A 14,563-nucleotide genomic window follows, 5' to 3' on the forward strand; every position below is an offset into this window, starting at 1 on the left:
GCCTCCGGGTGGTGGTTCGGTCGCCGGGGCGCGGGTCACCGACACGCTCAGGCCCGGCCGTTCCGGGTGAGCACGAAACCCAGCGGGGTGACCCCGGCGGCGCGCAACCGCTCCACCAGGCGTCGCAGGTCACTCTGCCGGGTGCGGTCGCGCTCCACGACCACCACCGCGCTGCCCTGCCGGGCCACTGCCACGCCACGCTCGTCGGACTCGGCCGGCGGTGCGTTGAACAGGACCAGGCCGTGGTCCGCGCCCTGCCGCCAGGTGCCGAACCGGACACTGCCCACACCCACGACAACCTCGTCGGGGGTGACGACGCGACTGTTCTCCGGGCGGGCGGACGACACCCTCGGCAGCGTGAGTGTGGCATCGGGGTCGGTGGACGGGCGGGCACCGGGCGGGTGCGGGGAGGGCCGACGGGCGGGCGTGCTCTCCGTGGCGGCAGCAGCGGCGGGCGGTGTGCTGCCGGCCGGCCGGGGCTTGGGCACCAGCGGCCGGGACGGGTCGATGGGCAGCCGCCCCCGGTCGGCGAGAACGGTGGCCCGTAGCCGCTCGATCCGTCCGCTGTCGTCGGCGACGAAGACCTCCCGGCCGTCCACGGCGAGCGCCACAGCGAGCCCGGCGGTGAGCGCCGTGGCGTCCTCCCGGGCGGTGACCAGCGCCACCCGGGCCGGCTGCCGGACCCGCTCGGCGACCGCCATCGCCACGTACCGGACGTCGGCGTCGACCGCCCGGGGGCTACCCCGGAACGCCGGCCGGCGTACGGTGCCGAGCAGTGGAAGGCCGGAGGCCTCCCGACCGTCGGCGACCGAGCGGACCCTCCGGTCGGTCGACTCCCAGAGGTACGCCAGCACGATGCCGATCAGCGCGCCACCGAGCAGGCCGGCGACCAGGTAGAGCGGCCGGTGCCCGGCGGAGGTGACCAGCGCCTTCTCGGCTGTCTGGGTGACCCAGCCGGGGTTGACGTCGACCGCCGCGATCTCGGTGCGGGCGGCGTTGAGCTGGGTGAGCTGGTTGTTGATCCCGGCCAGCTCGGCCACCAGCGCGTCACCGGCGGCGGTGTCCTTGGCGGTGTTCGCCCGCTTCTGCAGGGCGGTCTGCTGGGCGGCGACCTTGGTAATGCTGGCGTCGTAGGAGCGCAGCATCTCGGCGCGCTGCTGCTCGTACATTGTGCGGCGCACGCTCAGGTAGGCCTCGGCGGCCATGTTGGCGCTCTGCACGGCCTGGTGCGCCTCGCCCGCCTGGTAGGTGAAGCGCAGGATCTGCCCACCGGTGGGCACCTCGACCTCGAGCGCGTCACGGATGTCGCGCGGATCGCCGCCCGCCGAGTCGGCGAGCCGCTGCACCACCTCGGTGCCGGTGGCGATGCCGCTCTCCACGTTCATGTTGACCGCGCGGTCGGCACCCGCGCCGCTGGGGGTGAAGGCGTCGGTCACCACCGGCCGGACCGCGACAACGGCGCTCGCGGACAGCGCCGCCGGCACCAGCAGCACGTAGCCGAGCGCGGCGAGCAGACCGACCATGGCGACCGCCGCCACCAACCGCAGCCGGTGCATCGGCACCCGCAGCAGGTCGGTCAGTGTCACGGCACGGGAGGTGCCGGAGGACGGGCCGTCCGTGGGCCAGGGGGCGGGCGCTGCATCAGTCATGGAACTTCTTCACCGTCTGTTGAGGATTACCGACGACCACGACGCCGGGCGGTACGTCCGTGCGGACCACCGTCGCCGCGCCGACGACGCTGTCCCGGCCGACCCGCACGCCCTTCAGGACCAGGGCGTGCGCACCGACCCAGACGTTCTCCTCGAGAACGATCGGGGCACGGGTGAGTGGGCCGGGCGGGGCGTGCCGCTGCGCGGGGGGCAGGTTGTGGAAGTCGTTGTCGAGCAACTCGCAGTCCGACAGGAGGCACCGGTCCCCCACTGTGACCGACGTCCAGGTGCCGATCCAGGTGGCGTTGAGCAGACAGTCCGCCCCGACGCGTACCTCGCCGGGTCCGGCGAAGCGGACGAGTTTGTTCAACCGGGTGCGGTCACCAATTGTCACCCGCACACCACGCCGCAACCGGATGCGGCCCCGGATCTCCACGTCCCGACCAAGCGTCAACCGTCGATAACGGAGCTGATACCAGCCGCGTTTGACCGCGAAGACCAGACGCACCACACGTCTCGTTCGGATGCCAGCGGCGCCGAGCAACGACCCTCCCCCACCGTCGCGGGCCGGCGGCGGTGGGTACCGCCACCGGCCCAACGTGAACAATCTACCGATGCTCCGTTACGAACGGTTGACCCTTACTGTACGGAGAAGAATGTCGATGGGGTAGACCAGGACAACTCGGGCGTCGCGCTGCTGATCACTGTCGCCGTGGTGCCGTTGACCACCGCGGTCGGGGCGGCCGTCGGGTCGAACGGCACGCTGCGCAGCGCGCCGTCGGTGGAGCCGTAGACGATCCGGCCACCCACCCAGGCCATGCCCCGCACCGCGGACCAGGTCACACCAGTGGTCGGCAGGGTGAACTCGGTGGCACCGAGGTAGCTGCCGTCGATCTCGAAGTAGCGGTAGTAGAGGTTGTTGGACCCGGTACGGGTGTAGTAGAGCCGGCCGTCGAGGAAGAAGGCGCCGGTCAGCAACGCCGGGTTGTACCAGTCGTTGTAGCCGGACGCCTCCCACGGCGAGCCGATGGCGCCTCCGTTGAAGAGCGAGATGTCGATCCGACTGCCGGTGGGCGTGCCGGCCACGGTGTGCGACCAGTAGATCCGGTCGTCCACCCGCCAGGTCGCGCCGGCCGCCGTGTACGCGGGCTGGCTGACGCTGGTAGCGGTGCCCAGCGCTGTGCCGTCGAACGGCACCTTCGCCACGGTGCCCGAGGCGGTGCCGAGGTAGAGGTTGCCGGTGGTGGCCGACGGCGGGTTCTTCGCCGTGAAGGTACGTCCGCCGGCGAGCGGGAACATGCCGAGCCGGCCGTGGTACTCCTCGCCCATGCCATCGGAGTTGTGCCCGAAGTAGAGGCCGTCCGAACCGCGCCAGAGCACGGGCACCGCCGAACCCCAACTGCTGGTGCCCGACGGCATCGACGCGCTGCCGCTGCGGCGCGGGTTCCAGTTCACCGGCATACCGGTCGCCGGGGTGACGGCGGCGATGCCGAGCCGGTCGATCGCGCCCGCGCCCGCGTTGTCGCTGGCGTTCGGGTTGTTCAACCAGCGGAAGTGCCCGCCCAGGTAGATCACGTTGTCCGCCACCTCGACTGAGGTGATGGTGTCGTTGCCGGTGAAGTCGACCCAGGTGGCGAGCTGGCCGCCGCCCCGCGCCGCGGTCTCGAAGCGGACCAGGGCGTCGCAGTACGCCGACGGCCAGCCGGCGCCGCCGTTGGTGCCGACCACGAACCAGGTGCCGTCGCCGCCGAACTTCACGTCCTGCACGTAGTGCACGAAGGTCGCCGGTGACGCGCACGGCGCGACGAACTTGTCGCTGCTCCAGTCGATCAGCGTGGGCGTCGCGGAGACGTCCACCAGTGCGATCTGGTTGCGCGGCAGGTCGTTCACGAGCGTGAAGTTGCCGCCGACGACCAGGGTGTCGCCGTCCGGTGCGACGTCGATGGTCCAGACGTACGACGTGGTGCTGTGCCGTCCCACAGTGGCGTCGATGCTGAAGCTCGGGTCGATCGCGCCGGTGGTCGCGTTGAGCCGGCCGAGACCGGCGTGCGCGGTGCCGTTGAGCCAGTTGAATGCCCCGGCCACGTAGAGCCAGTTGCCGTCCAGCGCCAGGTCGCGGACCGTGCCGCCGTCGGAGCGCCCGACCCAGCTGTCGATGATCGCGCCGGTCGACGGGTTGAGCGCCACCAGGTTCTTCCGGGAGACGCCGTTGACGTTCTTGAAGGTGCCGCCGACGATCAGCGTGCCGCCGGGGCCGGCGATGAGGGTGTTGACAGCGCCGTCGAGCACCGGCAGGAAGGTGGTCGACATGGTGCCGGTGGTCCGGTCGTACGCGAAGAGGTAGCGCTGCGTGATCCACGCAGAACTCGCGGTCTGCCGGAGCTGGGTGAAGCTGCCGCCGACGAAGACCGTGTTGCCCACCTGCGCGAAGGCACGGGTCTCACCGTCTCGGGCGTGCGGGGTAGCGTCGGCGGGGTTCGCCGACACCAGGGTCGCCGTGGTCGGGACCGGTACCACAGCGGCCGACGCGGTGGTGGGCACGCCCAGAGCTGCGGCGATGATCGCCAACGCGACCATCCCCGCCCGAGTACGACGTCGTCCTGCAAAACGCCACAAGTGCGAGAGTTTGGGCACGCTGCGCCTCCAGATTGGATGAGAACCCGAGGTAGCGTGCCTCGTCCAGCCTGGTTAACAAAATCCGCCGATTGGGCGGTGCATGAATCCGCAAGCCGACAGAACGCCGGAGGATCGGTTGTCCGACCCCCCGGCGACCGCCGTCCGGTCAGCCCGTTTCGAACGTCAGCGGTTACCTCCGGTGGGTTGCCGCAGGTAGGGGTCCTGGCCGGCCTTCGCGAAGCCGGCCACCGCCGAGGCGTCGTGGTTCATCGTCATGTCGCAGGTCGACGTGCGGCTGGTCATGCCGGCCGAGTTGAAGTAGATCGCCGCCTTGATCTTCGGGTGCGCCTTCAGCGCCGCCGGGAACTCCTGGAACCAGCGCTGCTTGGCGCCCAGGTCGGCGGAGTTGAAGTTGGTGCCGAACTCGGCGAGCATCCGGGGCTTGCCCGCGCCGATGCCGTTGTCGTCCAGCCACCGGTAGAAGCCACCGACAGTCGTGCTCGGGCTCTTCCACACAGTGCTGCCGTTGCAGACGTGGAAGTTGTACGGGTCGTAGGCCACCCAGTCGACGTACTGGTCGCCCGGGTACAGGCCGGCGTACCGCGAGTAGTGCCCGGACCAGCCCATCATCGTCCAGACCCAGACCGCGTTCGTCGCGCCTGCGTTGGCGAACCGCTGGTGGACGTAGCGCCAGGCCCTGACGAAGTCGGCGTCGCTGCCCTTGTTCGGCTCGTCCTCCGGCTCGTGGTCGAAGCCGATGAAGACCGGAACGCCAGCGGCCTTGATCCGGCCCGCGACCGCGTCGATGGTGTCGTCCTGCTTGCCGCCGTAGACGTCCGACCACTTGAGGGTGGTGCCGGCGGAGAAGTCACGCGACTCCCAGGCGAAGAACATCAACCGGCCTTCGCGCATCTGCTGCTGCTCGTACATGTCGGGGAAGGCGCCGTTGCTGCCGGCGTTGGAGAAGTCGTGGTAGCGGTGCACGATGTCGAACTTGCGCCCGACCTGCGTCTCCACGTCGACGACGGCCTTGCCGTGGTCCCAGCCACCGGCCGCCCCGGCGGGCGAGTACATGCCCCACCAGGCGCCACAGGACGGGACGAGCTTGTCCGAGACGGACCCACACTTGCCGGACGGGAGGGTGCCGCTGGCGCTCGGGGTCGCCGTCCGGGTCGGAGCGATGGTCGGCGACGGCTTCGGCGCGGCGGTGGTCGGCGACGCGCTCGGCGACGGCGGCGGTGCCGGCCGGGTGGGGGTCACCGGCGACGGCCGGGACCCGAGGTCGTAGCTGATCAGCAGGCTGGGTCGCAGGTCCGGGTTGCGGTTCTCGACCGACGCCCAGTAGATCCGGCTCTCCAGGCCACTCTGCGCCAACGAGACCGTCCAGGTGCCGTTGCCGGTGACCAGCTTGGAGACGTCCCACTCGTTGACGCCCTTGGACACGCTTGTCACGCTGTCCAGTGCGGCGCCGGCCGAGGTCAGCGGCGGCCGCGACTCGCGGGCGCTCAGCGGCGACGCGTGCGCCGTCACCGTGGCGGCGAACTGCTGCCAGGCGTGCACCCGCAGCGTCGCCCGGATGTTGACTGCGGTGGCCGGCACCGTGGTGACAGCGAACTCGATGACCGCCTCGCGGCCACCGCGCGGGTTGCCGTCGCAGCGCGTCGCGCAGGTCGCGAGGGTCGACTTGGCCGCGTTGTCACCGTCCTGTGAGACAGCGGTGGCGGTGGTGTCGGCCGCCGCCCGGATCGACAGGTCGTCGCTGGCCAGCAGCGGCATCATCGTCGCCACGATGCCGGCCACCACCGAACCGCCGACCACGCCGATGGCAATCGCCTTACGCCGGGGTCCGGAGCGGAACCGGGTGATGCGGTGCAGTCCGTGCCTGGTCAAGGAAACTCCCTGTGTCTGCGTCCGTAACGGTGAGCAGCGTATCGATGACCAGGACATGTGGCAGGTAGGACAGTTTTCCGTAAGCGCGTCTTAATCGTCAGCTAAGAAACGCCTCGGGGAAATCACTGCCGCTGGCCGCAGTGCGACCGATGCCCGCCACACACCTTGCCCGCGGAGCACGCGCGGAGTCAACGGGGCGCGTGGAGAGCCTGCCGCTGAGCCCGCTCATCCGCCCGCACGCCGCTGTAGTACCGCGGCCGCCGGCCCACGAACGCCCCCCGGAACCCCGTTCACAGTCAACGCCCTCGATGGCTGGGCTGCCTGTCCGGTCCGTCAGCCGGCGCGAGCGGCAGTCAGCGCGGCAGCCATCGCCGCCCTCGGCGCGGCCACGCCGGTGAACTGCTCGAACTGCCCGACGGCCTGGGCCAGCAGCAGGTCCAGACCGGAGACGATCCGGCAGCCGGCCCCGTTCGCGGCCGTCGCCAACGGGGTCGGCCACGGGTCGTACAGCGCATCGAAGTACACGGCGCCCGGCCGCCAGGCCACCGCGCCGGCCAGCGGGTCGGCGACCCCCTTGGGCACCGTGGAGACGACCACGTCGGCGGCGACCAACTGCCGGGGGGCATCAGCCCACGGAGCGAACGTCAGCGCGACACCCAGCGCGCCGGCCACCGGGCGCAGCTCGTCGACCGCCTCGGCTCGGCGGGCCACCACCGTCACCGCCGAGCACGCGAGCCGCGCGGCAGCGGCGAGCGCGGCGCGGGCGGTCCCCCCGGCGCCGAGCACCGTGACGGTGGCACCGGCGGTCACGCCGGCATCGGTGAGCACCCGCACCATGCCGGCGACGTCGGTGTTGTCCGCGTACCAGGAGCCGTCCGGACGGCGTACCAACGTGTTTGCCGCGCCGACGGCGACGGCGACCGGCGAGGCCGCGTCGGCCACGGCGAGCGCGGCCTCCTTGCCCGGCATGGTCACCGACAACCCGGCCCACTCCGGGCCCAGGCCGGCGACCAGATCCGGCAGCTCCGCCGCCGCGCACTCGATCCGGGTGTACGACCACCCGGTCAGCCCTGCGGCGACGTAACCCGCGGTGTGGATCACCGGGGAGAGGGAGTGCGCGATCGGCTTGCCCAGCACCGCGGCCCTACGGATCGACACGATCACCGCCGGTCGCGGCCGGTGGCCCGGTCACTGTCGACATCACTTCCCCGCTCTCCCGCGCACGTCGGAATCGACAGTACCCAGCACTCCGGCCCGGGCACCAGGCAACCGGCTCTGCGGCCACCCCGGGCGACCGCGTCATCGCGTGACGCCCCATCGACGTTGGTAAAAGCATTTTCGGCGACGGAAGGGCCGACCAAAAAGGGAACCTGAACCACAAAGGCTCCCTTCCCGGCGGGGACCATAATTGCGGTCGCAGTGGGAAGGGAGCCTTTACGGCGTGACCCGGCCGGTCAGATGATGCCAGCCTCCTTGGCCTTGTTCTCGTTGCGCTTGTGCTGCTCGTACGTCTCGGCGAACGCGGAGTGACCCTTATCGTCGATGGCCACGAAGTAGAGCCACTTGCCGGGCGGCGTGTCCATCGCCCCTTCCAGGGCCTGCTTGCCCGGATTGTTGATCGGGGTGGGGATCATTCCGCGCAGCTTGCGGTTGTACGGGTTCTTCTGGTCGTCCAACTCGGCCGCCGTCATCTGCTTGGACGACTTGGTCGGCTTACCGATCGACTCCAGGTAGTAGTTGACGGTGACGTCCATTTCCAGGCAGTTGCAATCGAACTCGCCGTACGCGCGGTTGTAGGCCACCCTGGCGACCTTGCCGAGGTCGTCCTTGTTGCCCGCCTCGGCCTGGGCGAGGGAGGCCACGATCAGCGCCTCGTACGGGCTGACCTTGCGTTCCTCCTGCACCCGGTCGGCGAACTTCATCTCCCCCGTCACCGACAGGAAGCGGTTCACCATCAGCTTGAGGATGCTCTCGGCGGTGGACTTCGGCGGGATCTCGTACGTGTCCGGGAAGAGGAAGCCCTCGACGGACTTGACGCTCTTCTTGCCGTCGCCGCGCTCGAACCACCAGTCCGGAACGCCGAGCCCTTCCGGGTCCTTCGCGGCGGCCTGGAAGTCCTTGACCGGGATCTTGGTCTTCTCGGAGAGCAACTTGTAGATGTTGAAGCTGGTGCGGCCCTCGGGGATGGTCAGCCCGTTGACGATCTTGTTCTTCAGGTCGAGCATCGCGGTCACCGCGTTCGTGCCGCTCATCTGCTTGCGCAGCTTGTACGTGCCCGGCTGGATGTTCTTGCTGCGCGAGTTGGCCTCGGCCGCCTCGATGAACGCCTTCTGGCTCTTCACCACGTCCGCCGCGACGAGGGCGTCAGCCATGTCGGCGATCAACGCGCCGTTCTTGATCTCGACGGTGACCTCACCGGCCCCGCTGCCGTCGTAGTCGGGGGTGACGAAGTAGTTCTGGATGCGGTCGAAGCCGTAGAACGCGCCGCCGCCGATGCCGCCCAACAGGAACAGGGCCATCAGCAGGGCCAGGAATGTCTTGCCCCGGCCGCCGCCGCCGCCGGACCCGCTCTTGCCCTTGCGGAAGCCGCGCCGGTGCCGACCCTTCTCCCCCCGCTCCGGCTCGTCGAACCCAAGATCCAGATCGTCGATCATTACGTCCGCCTCCGCTGCGCGTCCAGCCAGCTCTGCAGGATCTCCACCGCGGCCGCCTGATCGACAACCGCACGTTGACGTTTACCTCGGACGCCACGCTCGGCAAGCCTACGAGAAGCGACCACGGTCGACATCCTCTCGTCAGTGAGCGTTACCGGGACAGGCGCTATCACATCGACCAGTCGGTCAGCGTACGCCTTCACATGGACGGCCGCAGGGCCATGCTTGCCGGCGAGATTGACCGGAAGACCGACGACAACCCCGACGGCCTCGTGTTCGGCCACCAGCGCGGCCAGCTCGGCGAGGTCGCTCGGCACCGCGTCCGGCGCTGCCGTGAGATCGCGGGCCAGGGTGACCAGCGGCGTTGCCAGGATTCCGTCCGGATCCGAGCGGGAGACGCCCACCCGCACCTGACCGACATCCACGCCGATCCGCACACCACGCGTCGACTCAGCCACCGAACGTCACCACCGGCCGGGAACGAACCAGGGCGGACCAATCGGCCCGCCCTGACTCACAGTGATGATCTATCACGCCTCGGTGATCGCCTTCTCGACGGTGAGCAGCAGGTTCGGCGCCTCGGCCGCTGGCAGACCGCCACCCTGAGCCAGGTCGGGACTGCCACCGCCGCGCCCGGAGAACGCCGCCTTCACCAGATCCGACGCGGCCAGGCCCCGGCTGCGGGCCGCCGCGTTGACAGCCACCACCAGTGACGCCTTGCCGTTCGACCGCGCCGCCACCGCCACGACCGCCGGCCGCGCCGGGTCGATCTTGCCGCGGATCTCCTGGGCCAGGGTGCGCACGTCGTTGCCGGCCGCGCCCTCCGGCGCCTCGGTGCCCACGTACGCGACCCCGCGCACGTCCTTGGCCTGCGCCGCGAGCGCCGCCGCGCCACCCAGCACCAGCTGGGCCCGCAGCTTCTCCAGCTCCTTCTCGGCGTCCCGAAGCTGGGTGACGGTCTGCTCCACCCGGTCGGCGACCTGATCGTTCGGCACCCGGTACAGCTCGGCCAACCGGGAGACCAGCAGGTGCTCCTTGGCCAGGAACCCGAACGCGTCCATGCCGACCAGCGCCTCGACCCGGCGCACGCCGGAACCGATCGACGACTCGGAGAGGATCTTCACGAGGCCGAGCTGGGCCGAACGGGCCACGTGCGTGCCCCCGCACAGCTCCCGGGCGTAGTCACCCACCTCGACGACCCGCACCTCCTCGCCGTACTTCTCGCCGAAGAGCGCCATCGCGCCGATCCGCCGCGCCTCCTCCAATGAGGTGATGAAGGCGTGCACCTCCAGGTCGGCCAGGAGCACCTCGTTGACCTGCTGCTCCACGTCGCGCAGGACGCTCGGCGAGACCCCGGTCGGGGTGTTGAAGTCGAACCGGAGCCGACCGGGAGCGTTCAACGACCCGGCCTGCGTGGCCGACTCACCGAGGAAGTTGCGCATGGTCTGGTGCACCAGGTGCGTGGCGGTGTGCGACCGGGAGATCGCCCGACGTCGGGTCGTGTCGATCTCGGCGAAGCCGGCCTCACCGGCGCGTACCTCGCCCCGGATCACCCGGGCGCGGTGCACGATCAGACCGGGCACCGGCTGCTGCACGTCGAGCACCTCGACCTGCCCGCCACCAACCGTGATCATGCCCTGGTCGGGCTGCTGGCCACCGCCCTCGGCGTAGAACGGGGTGGTGTCCAGCACCAGCTCGATGGTGTCGCCCTCGGTCGCCGCCTGGCGCGGGCCGTCGGCGCCGAGCAACGCCCGCACCGTCGACTCGCGGGACACCTCGCTGTACCCGGTGAACGTCACCGGCCCACCCGCGTCGAGCACCGACCGGTACGCCGACAGGTCGACGTGCCCCGTCTTGCGGGCCTGCGCGTCCGCCTTCGCCCGGGTCCGCTGGTCGGCCATCAGCCGCCGGAAACCCTCGTCGTCGACGGTGAGGCCCTGCTCCGCGGCGATCTCCAGGGTCAGATCGATCGGGAAGCCGTAGGTGTCGTGCAGCTGGAACGCCTTCGCCCCGGACAGCGCCGAGCCGCCCGCCGTGCGGGTCTCCGCGATCGCGGTGTCCAGGATCGTGGTGCCCGCCCGCAGAGTGGACAGGAACGCCTCCTCCTCCGCGTACGCGTAATCAGCGATCCGGTCGAAGTCGGTGGCCAGCTCCGGGTACGACGGCGCCATGCAGTCCCGCGCCACCGGCAGCAGCTCGGGCAGCGCCCGGTCCTGCCAGCCCAGCAACCGGATCGACCGGATCGCCCGGCGCATGATCCGGCGCAGCACGTAGCCGCGACCCTCGTTGGACGGGGTCACGCCGTCGCCGATCAGCATCAACGCCGTGCGCACGTGATCGGCGATCACCCGCAGCCGGACGTCGTCCGGGTGCGACTCGCTGGCCACATGCCCGGAGTGCGCGCCGTACCGCTTGCCTGTCAACTCCGCCGCCCGGGCCAGGATCGGCCGGACCTCGTCGATCTCGTACAGGTTGTCGACACCCTGCAGGATCGAGGCCATCCGCTCCAGGCCCATGCCGGTGTCGATGTTCTTCGCCGGCAGGTCACCCAGGATCGGGTAGTCCTCCTTGGTCGTGCCCGGACCCCGCTCGAACTGCATGAACACGAGGTTCCAGTACTCCATGTACCGGTCCTCGTCGACCGCCGGGCCGCCCTCGCGGCCGTACTCCGGACCCCTGTCGTAGAACAGCTCCGACGACGGACCGCACGGCCCGGGAATGCCCATCGACCAGAAGTTGTCAGCCTTGCCCCGGCGCACGATCCGTTCGGCCGGCACGCCGACCGACCGCCAGATCTCGTACGCCTCGTCGTCGTCGAGGTAGATCGTCGGCCAGATCCGCTCCGGGTCCAGCCCGTAACCACCCTCGGCGATCGGCTTCGTGGACAACTCCCAGGCCAGCGGGATCGCGCCGGCCTTGAAGTAGTCACCGAAGGAGAAGTTGCCGTTCATCTGGAAGAACGTGCCGTGCCGGCTGGTCTTACCGACCTCGTCGATGTCCGGGGTGCGGATGCACTTCTGCACGCTCACCGCCCGCTGGTACGCGGGCGTCTGCTGACCCAGGAAGTACGGGACGAACTGCACCATGCCGGCGTTGACGAACAGCAGGTTCGGGTCGCTGATGGCGGGCAGCGGAGCGGACGGCACCACGGTGTGGCCATTCGCCTCGAAGTGCGCGAGGTACCGCCGCTTGATCTCCGCCGTCTTCATCGCTGGTGTTCCTCCGGAAAGATTTCTCGATCGCCGATTCGCGGGTCTTCCCGCAGGTCGGCGAACTTGTCGTCGAACGCCTCGCCCTGGGCGAACGCGTGGTGGATCTCCTGCTCGCGTTCGGCCATCCCGACCCGGACGTCCTCCACGAAACTACGCAGCGACTCGACGAGCCCGCCAGCGGATTCCGTCAGCGAGCTGGCGATGCCCGCCGGCGTGTACGCCTGCGCGGTCCGGGTCGCCTTGCGGACCACGATCACCCCGACGGCCACCCCGATGCCGAGCCAGAACAAGCGCCTCATGTCCCGCTACCTCCTGGTGCGCCGGGTCGGTCAGCTGTTGCCGCGTCGCGCGGCCCGTCGCTGCTGCTTGATGGTGTCGCGTACCTCGCGCTCGGTCTCGGCGTGCCGGCGGCCGGCGGCGGCCTTGCGTACGCCGTAGCCGAACGCGGCAACCTTGACCAGGGGGTTGGCGGCCGCGGCGGAGACGACGGTGGCGAGGTTGGCGACGTTGGCGGTGACGTTCTGCGCGTGGCTGGTCATGGTGTCGACCTTCGCCAGTTGGAGGTTCACACCGTCGAGCGAGGTCTGCACCTGCTCCAGGGCGGTGTTGACGTTCTTCACAGTGGTGTTCACGTCACCGAGCAGCGGCGCGGTCCGGTCGTTCAGGTCGTTGATCATGCGGGTGGTGGCGTCAACCGTGTGCCGCAGCCGCAGGATGGGCAGCGTCAGGATGAGCACCAGCACCGCGAACGCGGATGCCGCGATCAGCGCCGCGATCGCTCCAATGTCGCCCACGCCTGTCCTCCTCAAGCAGAAGTTCCGCAGGACCCGACGTCCCCGGAACGCACAACCATGCCACCCGTACCGGCCGCCGAGCCGTCGGCGGTCACCGGTGACGGGCGTGCCCGCCAGCCCCAGACCCTACCGTCCGTGATGGAGACCGGCTCAGGACGGTGAGGGTGTCTGCTCACCCAGCGGATCCGCACTGACAGTTGGGAACGGATCCTCACCGGTCAGTGACGGGTCGGTGGTCGGCTGCGGCCTGGTCCGCTCGTCGTCTATCGCATTGCGCACCTTCACCGACACCAACGAGCCGGTGCACTCGGTCGCAGCGGCCGACGGGTCGCCGGACGGCACGATCGCCGGCTCGCCGTCCACCGGCGGCGGCACACAGGTCGGTTCGCGTACCCACAGGTCGAGGGTCAACTCGTCGCGACGCCAGCAGGTGTAGCTGCCCTTCGTCTGCTGCTCCGGGCAGCGGCTCACCTTCCACGGCTGCCACCCGTCCCGGCGCAGCGCGTCCTCGTAGACCTGCGCCGTCTCCTTTGGCGCCTTCTCCGAGGTCACCGTGCGCTCCCGCAGCCGGCAGTCGAGCAGGCACCAGCGGCTGCCGCTGACGTCGTCGACAGTCTTCGCGGCCGCCCAGCCGGGCACGCCGAGCTGGTCCAGGTTGTCGAAGACCGGGTCACGGCTCAGCGTCCGGATGCCGAAGAAGAGCGGCAGCGCGCCGAGCAGCACGACGCTGACCAGCACCAACACCGCCGCGCGCAGGCGGCGTCGTTCACGGGTCTGCCGGCGTTCCTCGGAGCGGGCGCCCGGTGCGGCGTCGTCGTCCGGCGCGTCCTGACCGGCCGGGCGCAGCGGCGGCCCGTCGGAGGGTTCCGGTTCCGGCCGGTCCACCGGGCCGGGCACTGAGGGCACCACGGCGGCGGCGCGGGCCACGCCGACGGGCTCGGCGGCGCGTCCGGGCGGCGGCACGGGGGCGACACCGCTCGGCTCGGCACGGCCGGGCTCCCGACTCGGAGGCGCTGCGCGTCCGGCGGCACGGTCGGCCGGCGCGGGTCGCCCGGCCGGCGCCGCACCACGGGCCGGCCCGGGCTCACCGGTCGTCCGGTCGTCGGTTGGCGGTTGCCCGCCGGGTGGGCGGACGGCGGCACGAGCCGGACCGTCCGGACGGGAACGTGGCGGACCGTCGACACCCGGCGGCACTGCCGCACGAGCCGACCCGTCCGGACGGGTCGCGTCCCGGGGTGCCGCATCGCCACCCGGGCCGGGGCGCAGGGGGCCGTCAGCGCCACGGCGCGCGGCGCCGGGTGCCGGCGCGTCGCCCGGGATGGGCCGGGCCCGGCCCGGTGGGACGGAGCGGGCAGCGCCCCGAGCGGCGGGACCGGCGCCGGGTCGACCACCGGCGTAGGGGTCGTCGCCGTGGTCGCTCACCGGCCCGGGTCGGCCGGGGACAGCCGTACCGTCGGGACCGGATTCGGCCGGTCCACGCCGTCGTCGGCCGGTCGGATCCGGGGCGGGCGGTGCGTCCGGGCCGGGCCCCGCCACGGCACGGCCGCGCTGAACAGTGGGGTCCGGAGTCGGCACCGCCGCAGCGCCCCGCCCACGGGCGGGGCGGTCACCGGGCGGCGGGGGGTAGGTGAGGGCGTGCTCTCCGGTGGATCCCGACCCGTCGGGCCGGACCGCGCGACGACCGTTCGGTGCGTCCGCGCCCGGGTCGGCCGGCGGGCCGGCGGGCCGGCGGGCGGCGCCGCGTTCCG

The 14,563-nt window shown here is 70.9% G+C and carries 11 protein-coding genes and 1 pseudogene; all 12 read right to left on the bottom strand.

Annotated elements, in window-relative coordinates:
* Positions 1-47: 47 nt before the first annotated feature.
* Positions 48-1,649: a GumC domain-containing protein gene (locus tag MED01_RS28695; protein WP_238671617.1), complete on the bottom strand. Its 1,602-nt coding sequence runs from the start codon at positions 1,647-1,649 to the stop codon at positions 48-50.
* Positions 1,642-2,160 (bottom strand): acyltransferase, encoded by a 519-nt coding sequence (locus tag MED01_RS28700; RefSeq protein WP_238671618.1) that lies wholly within the window; start codon positions 2,158-2,160, stop codon positions 1,642-1,644. The genes MED01_RS28695 and MED01_RS28700 overlap by 8 nt, the downstream gene beginning before the upstream one ends.
* 128 nt (positions 2,161-2,288) lie before the next feature.
* Positions 2,289-4,226 carry a hypothetical protein gene (locus MED01_RS28705; RefSeq protein ID WP_238671619.1) on the bottom strand — a complete coding sequence of 646 codons (1,938 nt, stop codon included), beginning with the start codon at positions 4,224-4,226 and terminating at the stop codon, positions 2,289-2,291.
* A gap of 222 nt (positions 4,227-4,448) precedes the next feature.
* Positions 4,449-6,155 (bottom strand): glycosyl hydrolase, encoded by a 1,707-nt coding sequence (locus tag MED01_RS28710; protein WP_238671620.1) that lies wholly within the window; start codon positions 6,153-6,155, stop codon positions 4,449-4,451.
* Positions 6,156-6,488: 333 nt separating this feature from the next.
* Entirely contained in the window at positions 6,489-7,316 is an 828-nt protein-coding gene (locus MED01_RS28715; protein ID WP_238671628.1) for a shikimate dehydrogenase, read from the bottom strand.
* Between the two features lie 293 nt (positions 7,317-7,609).
* Positions 7,610-8,809 (bottom strand): endolytic transglycosylase MltG, encoded by a 1,200-nt coding sequence (gene mltG / locus MED01_RS28720; RefSeq protein ID WP_238671621.1) that lies wholly within the window; start codon positions 8,807-8,809, stop codon positions 7,610-7,612.
* Complete coding sequence (gene ruvX / locus MED01_RS28725; protein ID WP_238671622.1) at positions 8,809-9,267, bottom strand: Holliday junction resolvase RuvX; 459 nt, start codon at positions 9,265-9,267, stop codon at positions 8,809-8,811. The genes mltG and ruvX overlap by 1 nt, the downstream gene beginning before the upstream one ends.
* Positions 9,268-9,339: 72 nt before the next feature.
* Positions 9,340-12,018: an alanine--tRNA ligase gene (gene alaS, locus MED01_RS28730; protein WP_238671623.1), complete on the bottom strand. Its 2,679-nt coding sequence runs from the start codon at positions 12,016-12,018 to the stop codon at positions 9,340-9,342.
* The gene (locus MED01_RS28735; protein WP_091401860.1) at positions 12,015-12,320 is read right to left on the bottom strand and encodes a hypothetical protein; all 306 of its coding nucleotides are present in this window, start codon (positions 12,318-12,320) and stop codon (positions 12,015-12,017) included. Before MED01_RS28735 ends, alaS begins: the two co-directional genes overlap by 4 nt.
* 30 nt (positions 12,321-12,350) lie before the next feature.
* Positions 12,351-12,815, bottom strand: coding sequence for a DUF948 domain-containing protein (locus MED01_RS28740; protein ID WP_112677951.1), 465 nt, complete (start codon positions 12,813-12,815; stop codon positions 12,351-12,353).
* 150 nt (positions 12,816-12,965) lie between these two features.
* A complete protein-coding gene (locus MED01_RS28745) occupies positions 12,966-13,661 on the bottom strand; it encodes a hypothetical protein (protein ID WP_238671629.1) in 696 nt (231 codons plus the stop codon).
* A gap of 572 nt (positions 13,662-14,233) precedes the next feature.
* A pseudogene (locus MED01_RS28750) lies at positions 14,234-14,563 on the bottom strand (hypothetical protein); the annotation flags it as partial.

Origin of the sequence: Micromonospora alfalfae, from assembly GCF_022230925.1 — a bacterium.
Lineage (GTDB): Bacteria > Actinomycetota > Actinomycetes > Mycobacteriales > Micromonosporaceae > Micromonospora > Micromonospora alfalfae.

What these genes read in the sequence shown, in the direction of transcription:
- MED01_RS28735 (WP_091401860.1), bottom strand. Translation starts at nt 12,320, where the DNA reads ATGAGGCGCTTGTTCTGGCTCGGCATCGGGGTGGCCGTCGGGGTGATC.
- mltG (WP_238671621.1), bottom strand. Translation starts at nt 8,809, where the DNA reads ATGATCGACGATCTGGATCTTGGGTTCGACGAGCCGGAGCGGGGGGAG.
- MED01_RS28705 (WP_238671619.1), bottom strand. Translation starts at nt 4,226, where the DNA reads ATGGTCGCGTTGGCGATCATCGCCGCAGCTCTGGGCGTGCCCACCACC.
- MED01_RS28695 (WP_238671617.1), bottom strand. Translation starts at nt 1,649, where the DNA reads ATGACTGATGCAGCGCCCGCCCCCTGGCCCACGGACGGCCCGTCCTCC.
- alaS (WP_238671623.1), bottom strand. Translation starts at nt 12,018, where the DNA reads ATGAAGACGGCGGAGATCAAGCGGCGGTACCTCGCGCACTTCGAGGCG.